The 14,120-nt window shown below is 67.5% G+C and carries 16 protein-coding genes; 6 read left to right on the top strand and 10 right to left on the bottom strand.

What is annotated here, in order from left to right; translation table 11 throughout:
- Positions 1 to 99: 99 nt before the first annotated feature.
- A complete protein-coding gene (locus AWC17_RS02170; protein ID WP_047324059.1) occupies positions 100 to 1,152 on the bottom strand; it encodes a DUF5685 family protein in 1,053 nt (350 codons plus the stop codon).
- Positions 1,153 to 1,250: 98 nt separating this feature from the next.
- Here AWC17_RS02170 and AWC17_RS02165 point away from each other — a divergent pair, with 98 nt between their 5' ends.
- Together AWC17_RS02165 and AWC17_RS02160 are read left to right on the top strand one after the other, a co-directional pair.
- Entirely contained in the window at positions 1,251 to 1,703 is a 453-nt protein-coding gene (locus tag AWC17_RS02165; RefSeq protein WP_082123053.1) for a protease inhibitor I42 family protein, read from the top strand.
- A 43-nt stretch (positions 1,704 to 1,746) separates the two neighbouring features.
- A complete protein-coding gene (locus AWC17_RS02160) occupies positions 1,747 to 2,226 on the top strand; it encodes a hypothetical protein (RefSeq protein WP_046184580.1) in 480 nt (159 codons plus the stop codon).
- 21 nt (positions 2,227 to 2,247) lie between these two features.
- On the opposite strand, the gene AWC17_RS02155 is transcribed toward AWC17_RS02160, so the two are convergent.
- Both AWC17_RS02155 and AWC17_RS02150 read right to left on the bottom strand, forming a co-directional pair.
- Positions 2,248 to 3,015, bottom strand: coding sequence for an SDR family NAD(P)-dependent oxidoreductase (locus AWC17_RS02155; protein ID WP_046184581.1), 768 nt, complete (start codon positions 3,013 to 3,015; stop codon positions 2,248 to 2,250).
- A gap of 9 nt (positions 3,016 to 3,024) precedes the next feature.
- Positions 3,025 to 3,453 (bottom strand): DUF1707 domain-containing protein, encoded by a 429-nt coding sequence (locus tag AWC17_RS02150; protein ID WP_046184591.1) that lies wholly within the window; start codon positions 3,451 to 3,453, stop codon positions 3,025 to 3,027.
- 61 nt (positions 3,454 to 3,514) lie between these two features.
- On the opposite strand from AWC17_RS02150, the gene AWC17_RS02145 reads away from it, so the two are divergent.
- Positions 3,515 to 4,138 carry a TetR/AcrR family transcriptional regulator gene (locus AWC17_RS02145; RefSeq protein ID WP_046184582.1) on the top strand — a complete coding sequence of 208 codons (624 nt, stop codon included), beginning with the start codon at positions 3,515 to 3,517 and terminating at the stop codon, positions 4,136 to 4,138.
- Here AWC17_RS02145 and AWC17_RS02140 read toward each other — a convergent pair.
- On the bottom strand, positions 4,135 to 5,409 hold the full coding sequence (locus tag AWC17_RS02140; protein WP_046184583.1) for an alpha/beta hydrolase: 1,275 nt from the start codon (positions 5,407 to 5,409) through the stop codon (positions 4,135 to 4,137). The two genes, AWC17_RS02145 and AWC17_RS02140, sit on opposite strands and share 4 nt — an antisense overlap.
- Positions 5,410 to 5,447: 38 nt before the next feature.
- Positions 5,448 to 5,774, bottom strand: coding sequence for a ferredoxin (gene fdxA, locus AWC17_RS02135; RefSeq protein ID WP_046184584.1), 327 nt, complete (start codon positions 5,772 to 5,774; stop codon positions 5,448 to 5,450).
- Between the two features lie 171 nt (positions 5,775 to 5,945).
- Between fdxA and AWC17_RS02130 the strand changes: the two genes are divergently transcribed.
- A complete protein-coding gene (locus AWC17_RS02130) occupies positions 5,946 to 6,911 on the top strand; it encodes a LysR family transcriptional regulator (protein WP_046184585.1) in 966 nt (321 codons plus the stop codon).
- On the opposite strand, the gene AWC17_RS02125 is transcribed toward AWC17_RS02130, so the two are convergent.
- Genes AWC17_RS02125 through AWC17_RS02115 form a run of 3 tightly spaced genes read right to left on the bottom strand, consistent with a single transcriptional unit; the run spans position 6,875 to position 10,010 of the window.
- Positions 6,875 to 7,591 (bottom strand): sirohydrochlorin chelatase, encoded by a 717-nt coding sequence (locus AWC17_RS02125; RefSeq protein WP_047324061.1) that lies wholly within the window; start codon positions 7,589 to 7,591, stop codon positions 6,875 to 6,877. The two genes, AWC17_RS02130 and AWC17_RS02125, sit on opposite strands and share 37 nt — an antisense overlap.
- Positions 7,588 to 8,325 carry a phosphoadenylyl-sulfate reductase gene (locus AWC17_RS02120; protein WP_046185091.1) on the bottom strand — a complete coding sequence of 246 codons (738 nt, stop codon included), beginning with the start codon at positions 8,323 to 8,325 and terminating at the stop codon, positions 7,588 to 7,590. The genes AWC17_RS02125 and AWC17_RS02120 overlap by 4 nt, the downstream gene beginning before the upstream one ends.
- Positions 8,326 to 8,342: 17 nt before the next feature.
- A complete protein-coding gene (locus AWC17_RS02115; RefSeq protein WP_046185090.1) occupies positions 8,343 to 10,010 on the bottom strand; it encodes a nitrite/sulfite reductase in 1,668 nt (555 codons plus the stop codon).
- A gap of 310 nt (positions 10,011 to 10,320) precedes the next feature.
- Here AWC17_RS02115 and AWC17_RS02110 point away from each other — a divergent pair, with 310 nt between their 5' ends.
- Complete coding sequence (locus tag AWC17_RS02110) at positions 10,321 to 10,959, top strand: TIGR03085 family metal-binding protein (RefSeq protein WP_046185089.1); 639 nt, start codon at positions 10,321 to 10,323, stop codon at positions 10,957 to 10,959.
- A gap of 241 nt (positions 10,960 to 11,200) precedes the next feature.
- A complete protein-coding gene (locus AWC17_RS02105) occupies positions 11,201 to 12,016 on the top strand; it encodes a 1-acyl-sn-glycerol-3-phosphate acyltransferase (protein ID WP_046185093.1) in 816 nt (271 codons plus the stop codon).
- Here the strand turns inward: AWC17_RS02105 and AWC17_RS02100 are convergent.
- The gene (locus tag AWC17_RS02100) at positions 12,006 to 13,397 is read right to left on the bottom strand and encodes an FAD-binding oxidoreductase (protein WP_085164205.1); all 1,392 of its coding nucleotides are present in this window, start codon (positions 13,395 to 13,397) and stop codon (positions 12,006 to 12,008) included. The genes AWC17_RS02105 and AWC17_RS02100 overlap by 11 nt on opposite strands.
- Before the next feature lie 51 nt (positions 13,398 to 13,448).
- Positions 13,449 to 14,108: a polysaccharide deacetylase family protein gene (locus tag AWC17_RS02095; RefSeq protein ID WP_046185087.1), complete on the bottom strand. Its 660-nt coding sequence runs from the start codon at positions 14,106 to 14,108 to the stop codon at positions 13,449 to 13,451.
- Positions 14,109 to 14,120: the final 12 nt, after the last annotated feature.

The following is a 14,120-nucleotide window of genomic DNA, read 5'->3' as shown; positions in this document are numbered from 1 at the left end:
GGGCATTAGGTGAATCTCGAAAGCGATATCACATGCGATATCAAATTCGAAAGTCCTGTGATGGCCGGGGGTTCGGGCCCACGCGGGGTCACGCGGGTATCAAGAGCAGTCGCAGCAGCAATCGTCGCAGTCGCAGCAGCAATCGCAGCCATCGCAACAGCACCAGCAGCCGGTGCCGTCTGCGCCCTTCTTGCGCCCGGGAGCGGGTGTTTCACCTTCGTCTGTGGGCTCAATGGGTTGGTCGCCGAAGTTGATGGGTTCCTGCTGGCCGCGCGGCGTTCCGCCCTGCGCGCTGACACCGGCCCGGGCGAAAGTGCGCTTGATCGCGCGGCGCACCTCGCTGGTCAGCAGCCGATCGACCAAACGCCCGTCGGTAAACGACACGTCGGCCAGCGCCAGCTCGATGCCCAACACCGCGTCGTCGCATAGGGCGCGGACGGCCGCCACGGGAGTTGCTGTGGCGGCCAACGGGTTCCACTTTCCGCGCACCACGTCGTCGTGGTAGTCCTCGACGGCATCGAGCAGGTGCGCGACTCGGCCGAACAGCTGGCCGACTTCGCGCAGCGGCACCTGGTTGCCCGGGCGGCCGGCCAACACGGCGGTGTGCGCGAACGCTTCGGCGACGGCGGTCTCGGTGGGCTCGGTCACCTGCAACAGCGAACTGCCGGGGCCCGCGGTCGCTTCGACTGTGGCCTGCCGGTCCATCGCGGCGACGAGCACGCCGGTGTCGAAGCCCAGGGTGTGACCGGTGTCGGTGCCCTGGCGCACCCAGCGTTCGGCGATGCGGCGCGCCGCCGGCCGCACCCCTGCCACGCCGAGCACGCCGTCGCGGTCGTCGACGTGGTCGCGGACCCGCGCCGCGGCCAGCGCCAGTGACACCACCGCGGCGAGCCGCACGCAGTCACCGGTGGCCACGTCGGCGCGCCGCATCCCGCGCAACGGACAGCGCCCGGCCGTGCGGCGGGTCGGCTGTCCGGCCGACTGCGCTTCGACCAACAATGAGATCACCAACCCGTCGTAGTTGGTGGCGATGCGCGCGGCCTGCCCGTAATCGTCACGCAGCGCCAAACACAATCCGCACAACTGGGCTGTCCAGGCCGCCGCGAGCTCGCCGCCGAGCCGGTGGCGGCAGGGCCGGATGATGCCAAACATGCACAGAAGCTACCGGACGTTCAGCAAACACACGCCCAAGACGCCGAGCCAGGAATGGGGCCTTGGGCGGCCGCACGTCGATCAGGCTCCAGGCCATAATGGGCTCGATGACTGTCGGGAAGATCAGGCTCTTGGTGACCGTCGCGATGCTCGTTTCGCCGATGTTGGTGGGCTGCCACTTCGCGTCCAGGAACCCGCCGTCGACCAAGACGCTGCAGGTGCCCATGAACGAGGTGCTCACGCAAAGCGTCATCACGCAGAGCATCACCGTGGCCGTCGGCAACACGCTGGTCGTGAAGTTGGGCTCGAATTACACCACCCCGTACCGGTGGACGCCGGAGACGAAAATCGGCGACCCGACGATCCTCAAACAAACGAGTCACGAGTTCGTGCCGCCGAGCTCCGAGGCGTTGGGGGCGCCCGGCACCGAGGTGTGGATGTTCACGGCGTTGAAGCCGGGGACCACGACGATCGGCACGTCCTACACCAGCTTCGTCGGCAAGGACTCCAAACCGGCGTGCACGTATACGGCCAACGTCACGGTGCAGTAAACCTCTCTGGCAAACGAGTGCGCCTCGGGCTACGGTCTGTTGCGTGTTGGGCTTTCTCCGTAACTTGTCCGAAATCGGCAAACTGCCCACGGCGCTGCGCGATGAGCTCGACGCCGAGGGGATCATCTTCAGCGCCGGCAAAGTCGGGGTGAGCCGACATTTCGGCGGTCATGTGCCAGGGGTCTATTCGGCTTCCGGTGTTTCCCGCTACACGGGTGCGTTCGCCTTCACGGCCGCTCGGATCGTCGCCACGCTTCCCACCCGCGGGGACGCCAACCTGCGATCGATCGATTGCTCCTGGGACAGCAGCAAAGGGCCGGGCAGGGCCACCATCACCGGCAAGGGTCTGCAGCTCGAAATCGACCTGCACGGCGTCGATCCCGCCTTCAGTGGGTCGATGAGGCTCAACTACCGGAAGAAGATCCCCGACGACGTCCTGGAAACGCTGCCCACGACGACGCTGCGCTTTCCGGTTCAGCCGGTTTTCGTGTACCGCGCCGCGGGTGTGCGTCCCAAGACATAGTCTGCGGGACAAGGCTTTTCGTTATTCCGCCGCGGCGGGCCGCAGCATCCGCCCGCTGACGAGCGACGACAGCCACCCGGGCATCAGCCGTGAGCCCGTGGCCATCACCCGATAGCGCCACCCGGGCACGACGACGGCGCGGCGTCGGTCCAGCGCGCGCAGCCCGGCGGCCACGACGGGTTCGGGCGCCGCGAGCCGGCGATAGATCGCGGTGTGCGAGACGTCCGAGCCCAGCGCGCCGACGAACCCGGTTCGGGTGGGCCCGGGGCACAGCGCCGTGACCGTTACCCCCGAACCGCGCGTTTCCGCCCACAGCGCTTGGCTCAGCGACAAGACGAACGCCTTCGACGCGCCGTAGGTGGCCTGATACGGCCCGGGCTGAAAGGCGATGGTGGAGGCGACATTCAGGATGCCGCCCCGACCGCGGGCCAGCATGCCGGGCAGCACCGCGTGGGTCAGCCGCACCAGCGCGTCGACGTTGACCGCGACCAGATCATGCTCACGCCCCGCGTCGAGCTCCGCGAAGGGGCCGTAGGTGCCGAAGCCGGCATTGTTGACCAGCACGTCGACCTCCCGCCCGTCCAGCCGGCCCACCAGGGCGTCGACGCCGGCCTGAGTGCCAAGGTCGCCGACGACCAGTTCAACCTGCTGCTCGACGCGCTGCGCCACCGCGCTCAGCCGGGCTTCATCGCGCCCGGCGAGCACTAACGACATGCCCCGCTGCGCCAACTGGTCGGCGAAAATCGCGCCCAGCCCGGAGCTGGCGCCGGTGATGACGGCCAGTGACATGGCTATTCCTTACTTCGCAACGGTTTTCCCGGCGGGGTGAATGCCGAGGGCGTGGCTGACGAGGCCGATCCCGGCGCCGAGGATGGGCCATATCGGCCAGAAGTACGTGGCGTCGGTGGTGGCGGCGACGGCCGCCCACACGGTGAGCACGATGACGGTCATCGCGAGGTAGGCGGCGAGGTGAAGGCGCACGCCGCGGCGGGCGGCCTCGACGCGGGCGGCGCGGCGGCGCGGGTCCGCCCGCCGGATCCGCTCGAGCGGCAGGTCGGCGAGGATCTCGTTGAGCTCGCCGGTGGTGTGCGTACCGAAGACCGCCTGCACCCGTTGGTCGTATTCGTTCAGGTCCAGGTAGCCCTGCGCGAGAGCTTGGCCGAGGCGCGCGGCCGCCCTCTCCCGGTCGCGGTCGCCGGCGCGGGGGGTTACGAGTTGCTGGTCCATTTCGTCCCCTTCCAAAGATGTGAATGGCTTTAACATAGTCTCGAATGTTAATCTCGTCAACATGGCACGTGAGCGGAAATCCCCGGCCGGTGCGAAGCGTCGGGACAGCTACCACCACGGCGATCTGAAACGCGCCCTGAGCAGCGCCGCTCTGTCGCTCGTGGCCGAGAAGGGACCGAAGGGCTTCACGCTGACCGAGGCGGCGCGGCGCGCAGGCGTCAGCGCCGCCGCCCCGTACCGGCACTTCGCCGACAAGGCCGCGCTGCTGGCGACAGTCGCCGAACAGGGCTTCCGCGACCTGCACGCCGAACTGAGCGCGGCCGCCGACGCCACTCCCGACCCGAAGGACCGGGTCGTAGAACTCGGCCGCGCGTATGTGCGCTGGGCCGTCGCCCACCCGGATCACTACCAGGTCATGTTCGGCGCCGAGCTTTCAAAGGCCGACCATCCGGAGCTGGCCGTCGCGGGCGAGCAGGCGTTCGGTGACCTCCTCGACGCGATCGCAACGTGTCAGGAGGCGGGCCTCGTCGGCGGTCAGGATCCGCGCGAACTCGCCGCGCCGTTGTGGTCGCTGGTGCACGGCGTCGCGTCGCTGGCGATCGGCGGGGAGCTGCGCACGGTCGGCATCGAGCAGGACCCAGAGGCCATCATCGCCGGCGTGGTGGTCCAAATGCTTAGCGGCTAGGCCACATTGGCCTTGCGGAGCGTCGCGTAGACCTCGGCCAGGAATTGCTCGACGGCAACCGCGGTGTGCGCCGCGCGTGCCGAACCGAAGATGTCGAAAGCGTGCTGGGTGAAGGGCAATTCGGCGTACACGACGGGCTGGTTGCTGACCTGCCGCAGCCGCTCGACGAATCCGCGCGCCTGCTCCACGGGCACCAGCGAGTCGTTGCGGCCGTGCAAGACGAAGAACGGGGGCGCGTCGGCGGTAACGTGGTTGACCGGCGACGCGGTGATGAACGGCTGCATGTTGGTCGATGGCCGTTGCTTGACAACGGATTTGACGAGGAGCGCGGGCATCATCGGGTGCATCGCGTCATTGAACCGGGTGAAGTCGTAGACGCCGTAGAACGGCACGGCCGCCTGCACCCGGGTGTCGGCGTCCTCGAAGCCGGGCTGGAACTCAGGGTCGTTGGGCGTGAGCGCGGCCAGCGACGACAGGTGGCCGCCGGCTGAACCGCCGGTGATGGCGATGAATTCGGGATCACCGCCGTACTCGGCGATGTGCCCCTTGACCCACGCCAGGGCGCGCTTGACGTCGATGATGTGGGCGGGCCAGGTGTTACGCGGGCTGTGCCGGTAGTTGATCGCCACGCAGACCCAGCCCAATTCCGCAAGGTGGCTCATCAACGGATGCGCTTGTCCGCGTTTGTTTCCCGTCGTCCAGGCACCGCCGGGGATCTGAAAAAGCACCGGCGCCTTACCGGTCGGGTCCAGATCGGGCCGGCGCCAGATGTCCAGGTAGTTCGCGCTGCCGAATTCGCCGTAGCTGATGTTCGAGTCGTGGGCGTAGTCGCGGTGGATGCGCATCATCCGCAGCAGTCCCGGCGTCTTGGCGGTGCCGCCGCCGGCCGCCCGGCGCCACAGATCCCCCGATTCGGTGAGACGCGACGCGCCCAGCTCGTTGTCCAAGGCCTCGGTCAACGGCACATTGGCCCGGTGCCCAGCACGGCTGAAGTTCAGCAAACCCAGTGCCGACACGCTTGCCACCACCCACGCCGCGAGCCGCACCGGCGGCGTCAGGCGACGCGCCGTCAACGCCAGACCGCCGAGCTGGCTGACCAGGGTTTGCAGCGGCAACTCGGTGACGACCAGCCCGAACATCCACGAGAAGAGCGATGCGTATCCGCTGCGTGCCAACGGCCGGTAGGCGTTGAGCGTGGACACCGCGGTCACGGCCGTGACCACGAGCGACCCTATCTGCCGGATGACGTGGATGATTCGAGCTGTCCGCATGGGCTCACCTTACGAAACAAGCCGGCCGCGGCGGCCCCCTAGGTGGCCTCGGCCCGGCTCTCCAGGTTCTTCACCGTGGCGGGGTCGTTCTCGGTCAGCCCGACCTTCGACGCGCCACCGGGTGAGCCCAGCTCCGTGAAGAAGTCGGCGTTGATCTGCGTGTACTCGCCGTATTCACCCGGCAGATCGTCTTCGTAGTAGATGGACTCGACGGGGCACACCGGCTCGCAGGCGCCGCAGTCGACGCACTCGTCGGGGTGGATGTAGAGCATCCGCGCGCCCTCGTAGATGCAGTCGACGGGACATTCCTCAATGCACGCCTTGTCCTTGATGTCGACGCAGGGCTCGGCGATCACGTAAGTCACGAGCGTTGTCCTTCCTCGGTCTGGCTGGCTAATTTAGCGCGGCCGATGCGCTACCGGCCAGGGGCATCCTCTCCATGGTTCTCGCCGCAACCAGGCGCGAGTAGAGGTCTCGGCGTTGTGGAGTCACAAGCTATCGTTGTGTCACACGAATTGATTGTGATGTGATCAGCCATGCCGCTCAGCCCCCGGATGCCCGAGCTCGCTTCGTTCGAGGTGTTCTTGGCGATCGCCGAGACCGGCAGCCTGGGCCGCGCCGCGCGCGAACTCGGGCTGACCCAGCAGGCCATCTCGCGGCGGCTGGCGTCGATGGAGGCCCAGATCGGGGTCACGTTGGCGGTGCGGACGACGCGCGGTTCACAACTGACGCCGGCGGGCCTGATCGTCGCGGACTGGGCCAGACGGTTGCTCGAGGTCGCCACCGAGCTCGACGCGGGCATGGGCGCACTGCGCAAGGAGGGTCGCGAGCGGATCAGGGTGGCGGCCAGTCAGACGATTTCCGAGCAGTTGATGCCGCATTGGCTGCTGTCGCTGCAGACCGACGCGACGCGGCGCGGTGGCGCTGCGCCGCAAGTGATTCTGACTGCCACCAACAGCGAGCACGCCATCGCCGCGGTCCGCGACGGCAGCGTCGATCTCGGCTTCGTCGAAAACCCGGGCACACCAAAGGGATTAGGCACCTGCGTGGTGGGGCAGGACGAACTGGTGATCGTGGTGCCGCCGGGTCACAAGTGGACGCGACGGGCGCGGGGCGTGACCGCTCGTGAACTCGCGGAAACGCCGCTGGTTGCGCGCGAACCGCATTCGGGCATTCGCGATTCGCTGACGGAGGCGCTGCGTCGGGTGCTGGGGGACGACATGGAACAGGCCGCGCCCGTATTGGAATTGACGTCGGCGGCGGCGATGCGCGCGGCCGTCCTCGCCGGCGCGGGACCGGCGGCCATGAGCCGGCTGGCGGTGGCCGACGACCTGGCGGTCGGGCGGCTGAGCGCGGTCACCATCCCGAAGTTGGACTTAAGACGCAAGTTTCGCGCGATCTGGGTGGGCGGGCGCACCCCGCCGGCCGGGGCGATACGAGACCTGTTGAGCCACATCAACAGCCGTTACGCGGCGACGTCGGCTTCCATCGCCTCGTCGTAGCGGTCGAGCACGGTCTCGGCCACCAGCCGGTGCGCGCCCAGCGGTGCGGCCATCGGAATGCCGTTGTCCCGCGCGTAGGTTGAGACTCCGTCGGTGAGCAGCCCGGGCGCCAGGAACCACGGCGCGATGACCAGCCGCCCCGCGCCGCGGCGACGCAAGTAACTGGCGGCGCGGTGCACCGATGCCTCCGGCCGGGTGGCGAAGGCCGTCGTGGCCCCGGCCCAACGGGTGCCGACGGCCAGCCGGGACGCCACCTTCGCGGTGCGCACGTTCGCCGCGGGGTTGGACGAGCCGATCGCGACCACCATCACCCCGAGGTCGTCGTCGTGCGCGGAAACCCCGACCTCGGTGAGGCGTTCGCGCAGCACCGACACCAGCCGCTCGTCTTCGCCGAGCACGTCGGCCTGCCGGATGCCGTGGGCCCCGGCCCTAGCGATCTGCCTGGGGATGTCGAGGCGCGCGTGGTAGGCGCTGGCCAGCAGCAGCGGGGCGACCACCGCGCGTCGGCTGTCCGGCAAGCCGGCCAGGACGTCGACGAAGTTCGGCGCGTTGAGCTCGAGGAACGCCAGACGCACGTCGAGGTCGGTGCGCATGCTTGCCAGCCGGTCGGCCAGGGCCTGCGCGTTGGCGCCCGACCGTGGGTCCCGGCTGCCGTGGGCGGTGAGGACGAGCGTGCTCATGTTGCGTGTAACCCGCATTCGATCTTGTTTCGTCCCCGCCAGCGGCCACTGCGGGGGTCGTCACCCTCGGCCGGCTTGGCGGTGCAGGGGGCGCAGCCGATGGACGGGTAGCCCTCCTCGACGAGCGGGTTGACCAGCACGTCGTTGCGCTCGATGTAGTCCTGCACGTCGTCGTCGGTCCACGCCGCGATCGGGTTGACCTTGATGAGCTCGAACGACTCGTCGAAGCTGATCAGCGGGGCGTTGGCGCGGGTGGCGGCCTCCACCCGGCGCAACCCGCTGACCCAGGCCGCGTAGCCCCGCAGCGCCCGGCGCAGGGGGAGGACCTTGCGCAGGCGGCAGCATTCGTTGGGGTCGCGGGCGAACAGGTCCTTGCCCAGCAGTTCGTCTTGCTCCGCCACGGTGTGCTCGGGGGCGACGTTGAGCAGGTGGATGTCGTAGACGGACTCGACCGCGTCGCGGGTGCCGATGGTCTCGGCGAAGTGATAGCCGGTGTCCAGGAACAGCACCGGCACGCCCGGCCGCACATCCGAGGCGAGCGAAACCATCACCGCGTCTTGCATATTGGCGGCCACCACGTACTTGCAATTCGCCCAGCCGCGGGGACCGTCGACGCCGCCGAAGTGCTCGTCGGTCCAGCGCAGAATGTCGACCGCGTCGGCGCCCTCCATGTCGGCAGCGCCGCGCTCCGCCAGCTCACGCAGCTGCTCCTTGGTGAAGTTCATCGCCACCATGGCGTGGTCCTCAGCTCCTATCGCAGGTTGGCCTCGTCGGCGCGCAGCGCCCAGGACGCGAAACGCTCGCCGCCCTCGCGGCCTTCGAGGAATTTGCGGGTCACCCGGTCGATGTAGTCGCCGAGTTCGTCGCTGGTGACCTTGTGCTGGCGCAGCTTTCGGCCGAACCCACTCGCCTCGCCGAGGCCGCCACCAAGGTGGACCTGGAAGCCTTCGACGGAATTGCCCTCACCGTCGTCGATCCACTGGCCCTTGAAGCCGATGTCGGCGACTTGAATTCGCGCGCAGGAGTTCGGGCACCCGTTGAGGTGGACACTGATCGGCACGTCGAGCTCGGTGTTGACATCGGCCAGGCGCTGTTCCAGCTCGGGCACCAAAGTCTGTGTGCGCACCCGGGTTTCGGCGAAGGACAGCTTGCAGTACTCGATGCCGGTGCAGGCCATGGTGTTCTTGCGCCACGAGGAGGGGCGTGACGGCAATCCGAGGGCGTCCAGCGCGGCGACTGTCTCGTCGACCTTTTCGTCGGGCACGTCGAGGATGACCAGCTTCTGGAACGGGGTCAACCGGGCGCGGTCGGAGCCGACCTTTTCCATCAGGTCGGCGACCGCCGACAGGGTGGCGCCCGACACGCGTCCGGCGATCGGGGCGACGCCAATGGCGTTGAGCCCGTTCTTGATTTTCTGCACGCCGACGTGGTCGATGGTCTGTTTGACGGGCGCGGGGGCCGGGCCGTCGATGAGCCGACGGTTGAGGTACTCGGTTTCGAGGACCTCGCGGAACTTTTCGACGCCCCAGTCCTTGATCAGGAACTTCAGCCGGGCCTTGGCGCGCAGCCGCCGGTAGCCGTGGTCGCGGAAGACCTGGGTGACGGCCTCCCAGACGTCGGGGACCTCGTCCAGCGGAATCCACACGCCGACCCGCTGCGCCAGCATCGGGTTGGTCGACAGGCCGCCGCCCACCCACAGATCCAGTCCGGGGCCGTGCTCGGGGTGGTTGACGCCGACGAACGCGACGTCATGGGTCTCGTGGGAGACGTCCTGCAGGCCCGAGACCGCGGTCTTGTACTTGCGCGGCAGGTTCGCGTACTCGGGATTGCCCATGGAGCGCCGCACGATTTCGTCGATCGCGGGGGAGGGGTCGAGCACCTCGTCGAGCGAGTCGCCGGCCAGCGGCGAACCGTGGATGCCGCGCGGGCAGTCGCCGCAGGCCTCGGTGGTCTGCAAGCCGACGGAGTCCAGGCGCCGCCAGATCTCGGGCACGTCCTCGATGCGGATCCAGTGCAATTGCACGTTTTCCCGGTCGCTGATGTCGGCGGTGTCGCGGGCGAATTCGGTCGAGATGTGACCCAGAGTGCGCATCGAGTGCGCCGTCAGGGGTTTGCCATCGGTGCGGACGCGCATCATGAAGTACTTGGCTTCGATCTTGTCGGTGTTGTCGTCACCGGTCCAGCTGCCGTCGTAGCCCTGCTCGCGTTGCGTATACAGGCCCATCCAGCGGAAGCGCCCGCGCAGATCGGAGTGATCGATGCTGTCGAAGCCCTGGTGGGCGTAGACGTTGACGATGCGGTCGCGCACGTTCAGCGGCGCATCGTCGTTCTTGATCTTCTCGGTGTCGTTGAGCGGTTCGCGGTCGCCCAGCGCCCACTGGCCCTCGCTGCGGGTCTTGGCGGGACGTGCTGTGGTCATGTGGTGTCTCCTTCGCGGTGCCGATCGGCTGGGGCTGCAGGGCTGCAGGGCTGCAGGCCGCGGCATCGACGCGATGATGTTGTCAGTCAGTGAGGATCGTGGGCGCTCCGTTGCGCCCACGTCTCATGGCTTCATAGTGCACGGCATGCGCCGGCGGTAGTAGAGGTCTTGCCGTTGTGAGGGCACAACCGATGGTTGTGTGCTCGGGTTCACGTTTATTGGTATGCGCCGCAGCGTGATTGCGGTAATCTGCCGTTGTGGCTTCCACCGTTCCGGTTCGGGCGCTTGGCCTTTCGCATCACTCAGTCCGATGTCGGGGGCCACGCTAGACGCGCGGGAGCGGTCCGCGCTGAGTGACCTTTTCGCCGAGCTCGGCCCTTCCGCGCCCACGCTGATCGAAGGCTGGACTGCCCGCGATCTCGCAGCCCATTTGGTGTTGCGAGAACGCGATGTCGTTGCGGGACCTTGTCTCGTGTTGCCCGGTCCCTTCCAGCGGTTCGCCGAGCGGCGCAGGGCCGCGTTGGCGCAACGCAAGGACTTCGAGTGGCTCGTGGCCACGATCCGTTCTGGTCCGCCCGTCGGGTTCTTCCGCATTGGATGGGTTCGCGCATTGGCGAATCTCAACGAGTTCTTCGTTCACCACGAGGACGTCCGCAGGGCGAATGGATTTGGGCCCCGTGATTTGGCGCCCGATATGGACGCCGCGTTGTGGCGGAACGTTCGCCGCGGCGGTCGCTATTTGAGTCGTCGGCTCGGCGGGTGCGGGCTCGCCGTTGAATGGGCTGGCGAGCGGGTGACCATTCGGCCGGGTTCGCCGACTGCTCGGCTGAGCGGCCGGCCGGGTGAGCTGCTGCTGTACCTGTTTGGGCGGCAAGCCGCGGCACGGGTTGAGGTGAGCGGGGCGCCGGAAGCCGTTGCGGCGGTGCGGCGTACGCACTTCGGGATGTGAGGCCGCCGCCCGGCTACGTCACACGAGCCACAGGGGCCTCTGGCTGAGGCGACGCACCCAAAGTGCCCGCCTCACAGCGACAACTCGCGGCGGCGCAGCGCCGAATGCGCGGTTGTCGCTCGGAGGTGGGCACATCGGCTAATCCCTGGGAATCGCCGGCAGACATCCGTGCCGCAAACCTATGCCGCCTCAGATCGGCGGGCGTACCATCAGCTCACGCTCAACGGCGAGCGAGGAAGACATGAGCCACACCGACACCGAGTCGACCGAAGTCGACAAATGGGACCGCGGTCTGACCGAGCACGTGATTGCGCTGACCCGGCCGATCGTCAAGCGGTATTTCCGTTCCGAGGTGCGCGGCCTGGACAACATCCCGCCGGGACCGTCGCTGGTGGTGGGTAACCATTCTGGCGGCATGCTCACGTTGGACCTGTCGGTGTTCGCCGTCGACTACTACGACACGTACGGCTACGACCGCCCGCTCTACGCACTTGCCTTCGACACCATCTTTGCCGGACCGGCCGGTGACTTCTTTCGGCGCACCGGGGTGATCCGGGCGACGCGGGAGAACGCCGCCAAGGCGTTGGCCGCCGGTGCGGTCGTGTTGGTCTTCCCGGGCGGCGACTACGACGTGTACCGGCCGACCCTGCAGGAAAACGTCATCAACTTCGACGGCCGAACCGGCTATATCACCACCGCGCTGGAGGCGGATGTTCCCATCGTGCCGGCCGTCTCCGTCGGCGGGCAGGAAAGTCAGCTGTTCTTGACTCGCGGGCAGTGGCTGGCGCGACTGCTTCGGCTCACCAAGTTCGAGCGCAGGTTCTTCCGAACGAACATCATGCCGATAACGTTCGGTTTTCCCTTCGGGCTCAGTGTCCTCGCGCCGGTCAACATGCCGCTGCCTACCAAGATCGTCACCGAGGTGTTGCGGCCGATCAACCTCGGCGAATTCGGTGACGCTCCCGACGTCAAGAGACTCGACGCGCACGTGCGCTGGACGATGCAGAAGGGGATCAAGGCCCTTGCCGCTCAACGCCACTTCCCGGTTATCGGTTGAGCGTTTCGCCCGCGAACACCACATCGGGATTGAGAATGCCCGCGGGATCGAAGCTTTGCTTGATGCGGCGCATCAGGTCGACTTTCACCGGGTCTTCGAGTTCGAGGAAGTACGGTGTCTTGGCGCGACCCAGGCCGTGCTCGCCGGAGATCGCGCCCCCCAATTCCATTGCCAGCGCGAAGATGTCGGTCAAGAGCTTCTTGCGCGTGTCCGGGTCCTTACAGAAGATGGCCAGGTGCACGTTGCCGTCGCCTGCGTGCCCGCAGCCCGCCGCGGCACCACCGGCGGCCGCCGCCAGACCGCGTGCGGCGGACAGGAATTTCGGCATCGCGCCGCGCGGCACCACGGTGTCGATGAGGTCGTCGGCGCCGACCGCCTTCAGCGTCCAGAACGCCTTCTCCCGCGCCTCGATCAGCTTGCGCGCCGAACCGCCTTCGAGCACATAGGCGTCCACGGCGCCCAGCTCGGCCAGCAGCTCGCCGGCCTTCTCGACGCCCTCGTCGAGCCGGTCGGCGGTCCGGCTTTCAAGCGCCACAACGAGATAGGCGTCGCAGCTGTCGCGGATGCTGTCGGGAACACCCAGCTCCAGATTCTGGGTGTGGACGAGCGCGGCCATCGTCAGGTTGTCGACGTACTCCAGGATGTAGGGCCCCAGGCCGCTGGCCAGGATCTTGGGCACCGCCGCCATGACTTGGTCGAAGTCGGCGAACGGGGCGAGCACGGTCGCGGTGTGGTCGAGCCGCGGGTGGAGCTTGACGGTCACCTCGGTGGCCAGGGCCAGGGTGCCCTCGGAGCCGACGATGAGCTGGGTCAGGTCGTAGCCGGTGGAGATCTTGGCTAGCTTGCCGCCGGTGCGCATGAGCTCGCCGGTCGGCAGCGCCGCCTGCAACCCGAGCACGTTGTGGCGGGCGATTCCGTATTTGACCGCGTTCATGCCGCCGGCGTTGGTGCCGACGTTGCCGCCGACGCTGGACGACAGCTCGCCCGGGTGAACCATGTAGCGCAGGCCGGTGTCGGCGGTCGCGGCGTCCAGCTCGGTGAGCGTTACCCCGGGTTGGACAACGGCGACCTGGTTGGTGGTGTCGACCTCGAGCACGGCGTTCATGCGTTCGAAGGAGATCAGCAGCCCGTCGGCTCGCGGGATCGCCGCGCCCGACAGGCCGGTCCCCGACCCGCGGGCCGTCACCGGCACGCTGTTGTCCGAGGCAGCCTTCAGCAGCTGCGAAACCTCTTCCGCTGAAGCCGGTTTGGCGACGTACGCCGGCCGTTGCGGCGGCTTCGTCAACACCTCGTCGTGCCAGTAGTCCTCAGGGATGGCATCGCCGGTCAGCAGGTTGTGTTCGCCGACGATCTCGGAGAACCGCGCCGTCATGTCGCTCATGGGGGCCCACTTTCTCACGGTGCGATTCACCTTATCGCCGCTTGGGCTGCGTCAAGCCCCCCTGAGGTGATCGACGGGTATTCGCATCCCACCGCGAACGATCGGCACGCAATCGTCGGGGAGGTCTGTGGTGACCTCTAGACCGGAATCATGGAGTTCATCGAGAAACCTTGGGAACTGCTCCATCGCGCCGGTGGGCAGGTCGTGCAGTACGACCACGGTGTGCTGTTGGTTACGGGTATCGGCGAGCGCTCGGCTCACCCATCCGCGGGGGTCGGCCCAGTCGCGCGGGACGCTGTTCCACAGGACGCAGGTGTAGTTCTCGGCGAGGAGGTGGTCGATCGCCGTCTGATTCAGGCAGCGCCGGTCGAGTGCGCCCTCCGTTCCCCACGGTCTGAAGTAGCGATCGATGTCGCCGAAGTCATCCAAAATCTTTTGCGTGCTTCGGATTTCGTGGAGGGTCTCCGCCGGAGAGAGCTCGCCGAGAGGTCGGCCGTGGGTGAAGGAGTGATTGCCGACCCGGTGCCCCGCACTCACCGCGCGTTCGAGTAATCGATGCCCCTCCGGCGAGCAGACATTCTCCCCGACGACGAAGAATATGGCGGACACCTGACGCTGGGCGAGGATGTCGAGAACCTGATCCGTGACTCCAGGGGTCGGGCCGTTGTCAAAGGTCAAAGTGATCTTCTTGGACAACGGGGTCTTAGGCATAGCAGGTCCTTG

The sequence above is a fragment of the Mycobacterium nebraskense genome (assembly GCF_002102255.1).
In the GTDB taxonomy this organism is placed as follows: domain Bacteria; phylum Actinomycetota; class Actinomycetes; order Mycobacteriales; family Mycobacteriaceae; genus Mycobacterium; species Mycobacterium nebraskense.
This window is presented reverse-complemented; position numbering and strand designations above follow the sequence as displayed.

What these genes read in the sequence shown, in the direction of transcription:
- AWC17_RS02170 (WP_047324059.1), bottom strand. Translation starts at nt 1,152, where the DNA reads ATGTTTGGCATCATCCGGCCCTGCCGCCACCGGCTCGGCGGCGAGCTC.
- AWC17_RS02165 (WP_082123053.1), top strand. Translation starts at nt 1,251, where the DNA reads ATGGGCTCGATGACTGTCGGGAAGATCAGGCTCTTGGTGACCGTCGCG.
- AWC17_RS02155 (WP_046184581.1), bottom strand. Translation starts at nt 3,015, where the DNA reads ATGTCACTGGCCGTCATCACCGGCGCCAGCTCCGGGCTGGGCGCGATT.
- AWC17_RS02150 (WP_046184591.1), bottom strand. Translation starts at nt 3,453, where the DNA reads ATGGACCAGCAACTCGTAACCCCCCGCGCCGGCGACCGCGACCGGGAG.
- AWC17_RS02145 (WP_046184582.1), top strand. Translation starts at nt 3,515, where the DNA reads ATGGCACGTGAGCGGAAATCCCCGGCCGGTGCGAAGCGTCGGGACAGC.
- AWC17_RS02140 (WP_046184583.1), bottom strand. Translation starts at nt 5,409, where the DNA reads ATGCGGACAGCTCGAATCATCCACGTCATCCGGCAGATAGGGTCGCTC.
- AWC17_RS02130 (WP_046184585.1), top strand. Translation starts at nt 5,946, where the DNA reads ATGCCGCTCAGCCCCCGGATGCCCGAGCTCGCTTCGTTCGAGGTGTTC.
- AWC17_RS02125 (WP_047324061.1), bottom strand. Translation starts at nt 7,591, where the DNA reads ATGAGCACGCTCGTCCTCACCGCCCACGGCAGCCGGGACCCACGGTCG.
- AWC17_RS02120 (WP_046185091.1), bottom strand. Translation starts at nt 8,325, where the DNA reads ATGGTGGCGATGAACTTCACCAAGGAGCAGCTGCGTGAGCTGGCGGAG.
- AWC17_RS02115 (WP_046185090.1), bottom strand. Translation starts at nt 10,010, where the DNA reads ATGACCACAGCACGTCCCGCCAAGACCCGCAGCGAGGGCCAGTGGGCG.
- AWC17_RS02110 (WP_046185089.1), top strand. Translation starts at nt 10,321, where the DNA reads ATGTCGGGGGCCACGCTAGACGCGCGGGAGCGGTCCGCGCTGAGTGAC.
- AWC17_RS02105 (WP_046185093.1), top strand. Translation starts at nt 11,201, where the DNA reads ATGAGCCACACCGACACCGAGTCGACCGAAGTCGACAAATGGGACCGC.
- AWC17_RS02100 (WP_085164205.1), bottom strand. Translation starts at nt 13,397, where the DNA reads ATGAGCGACATGACGGCGCGGTTCTCCGAGATCGTCGGCGAACACAAC.
- AWC17_RS02095 (WP_046185087.1), bottom strand. Translation starts at nt 14,108, where the DNA reads ATGCCTAAGACCCCGTTGTCCAAGAAGATCACTTTGACCTTTGACAAC.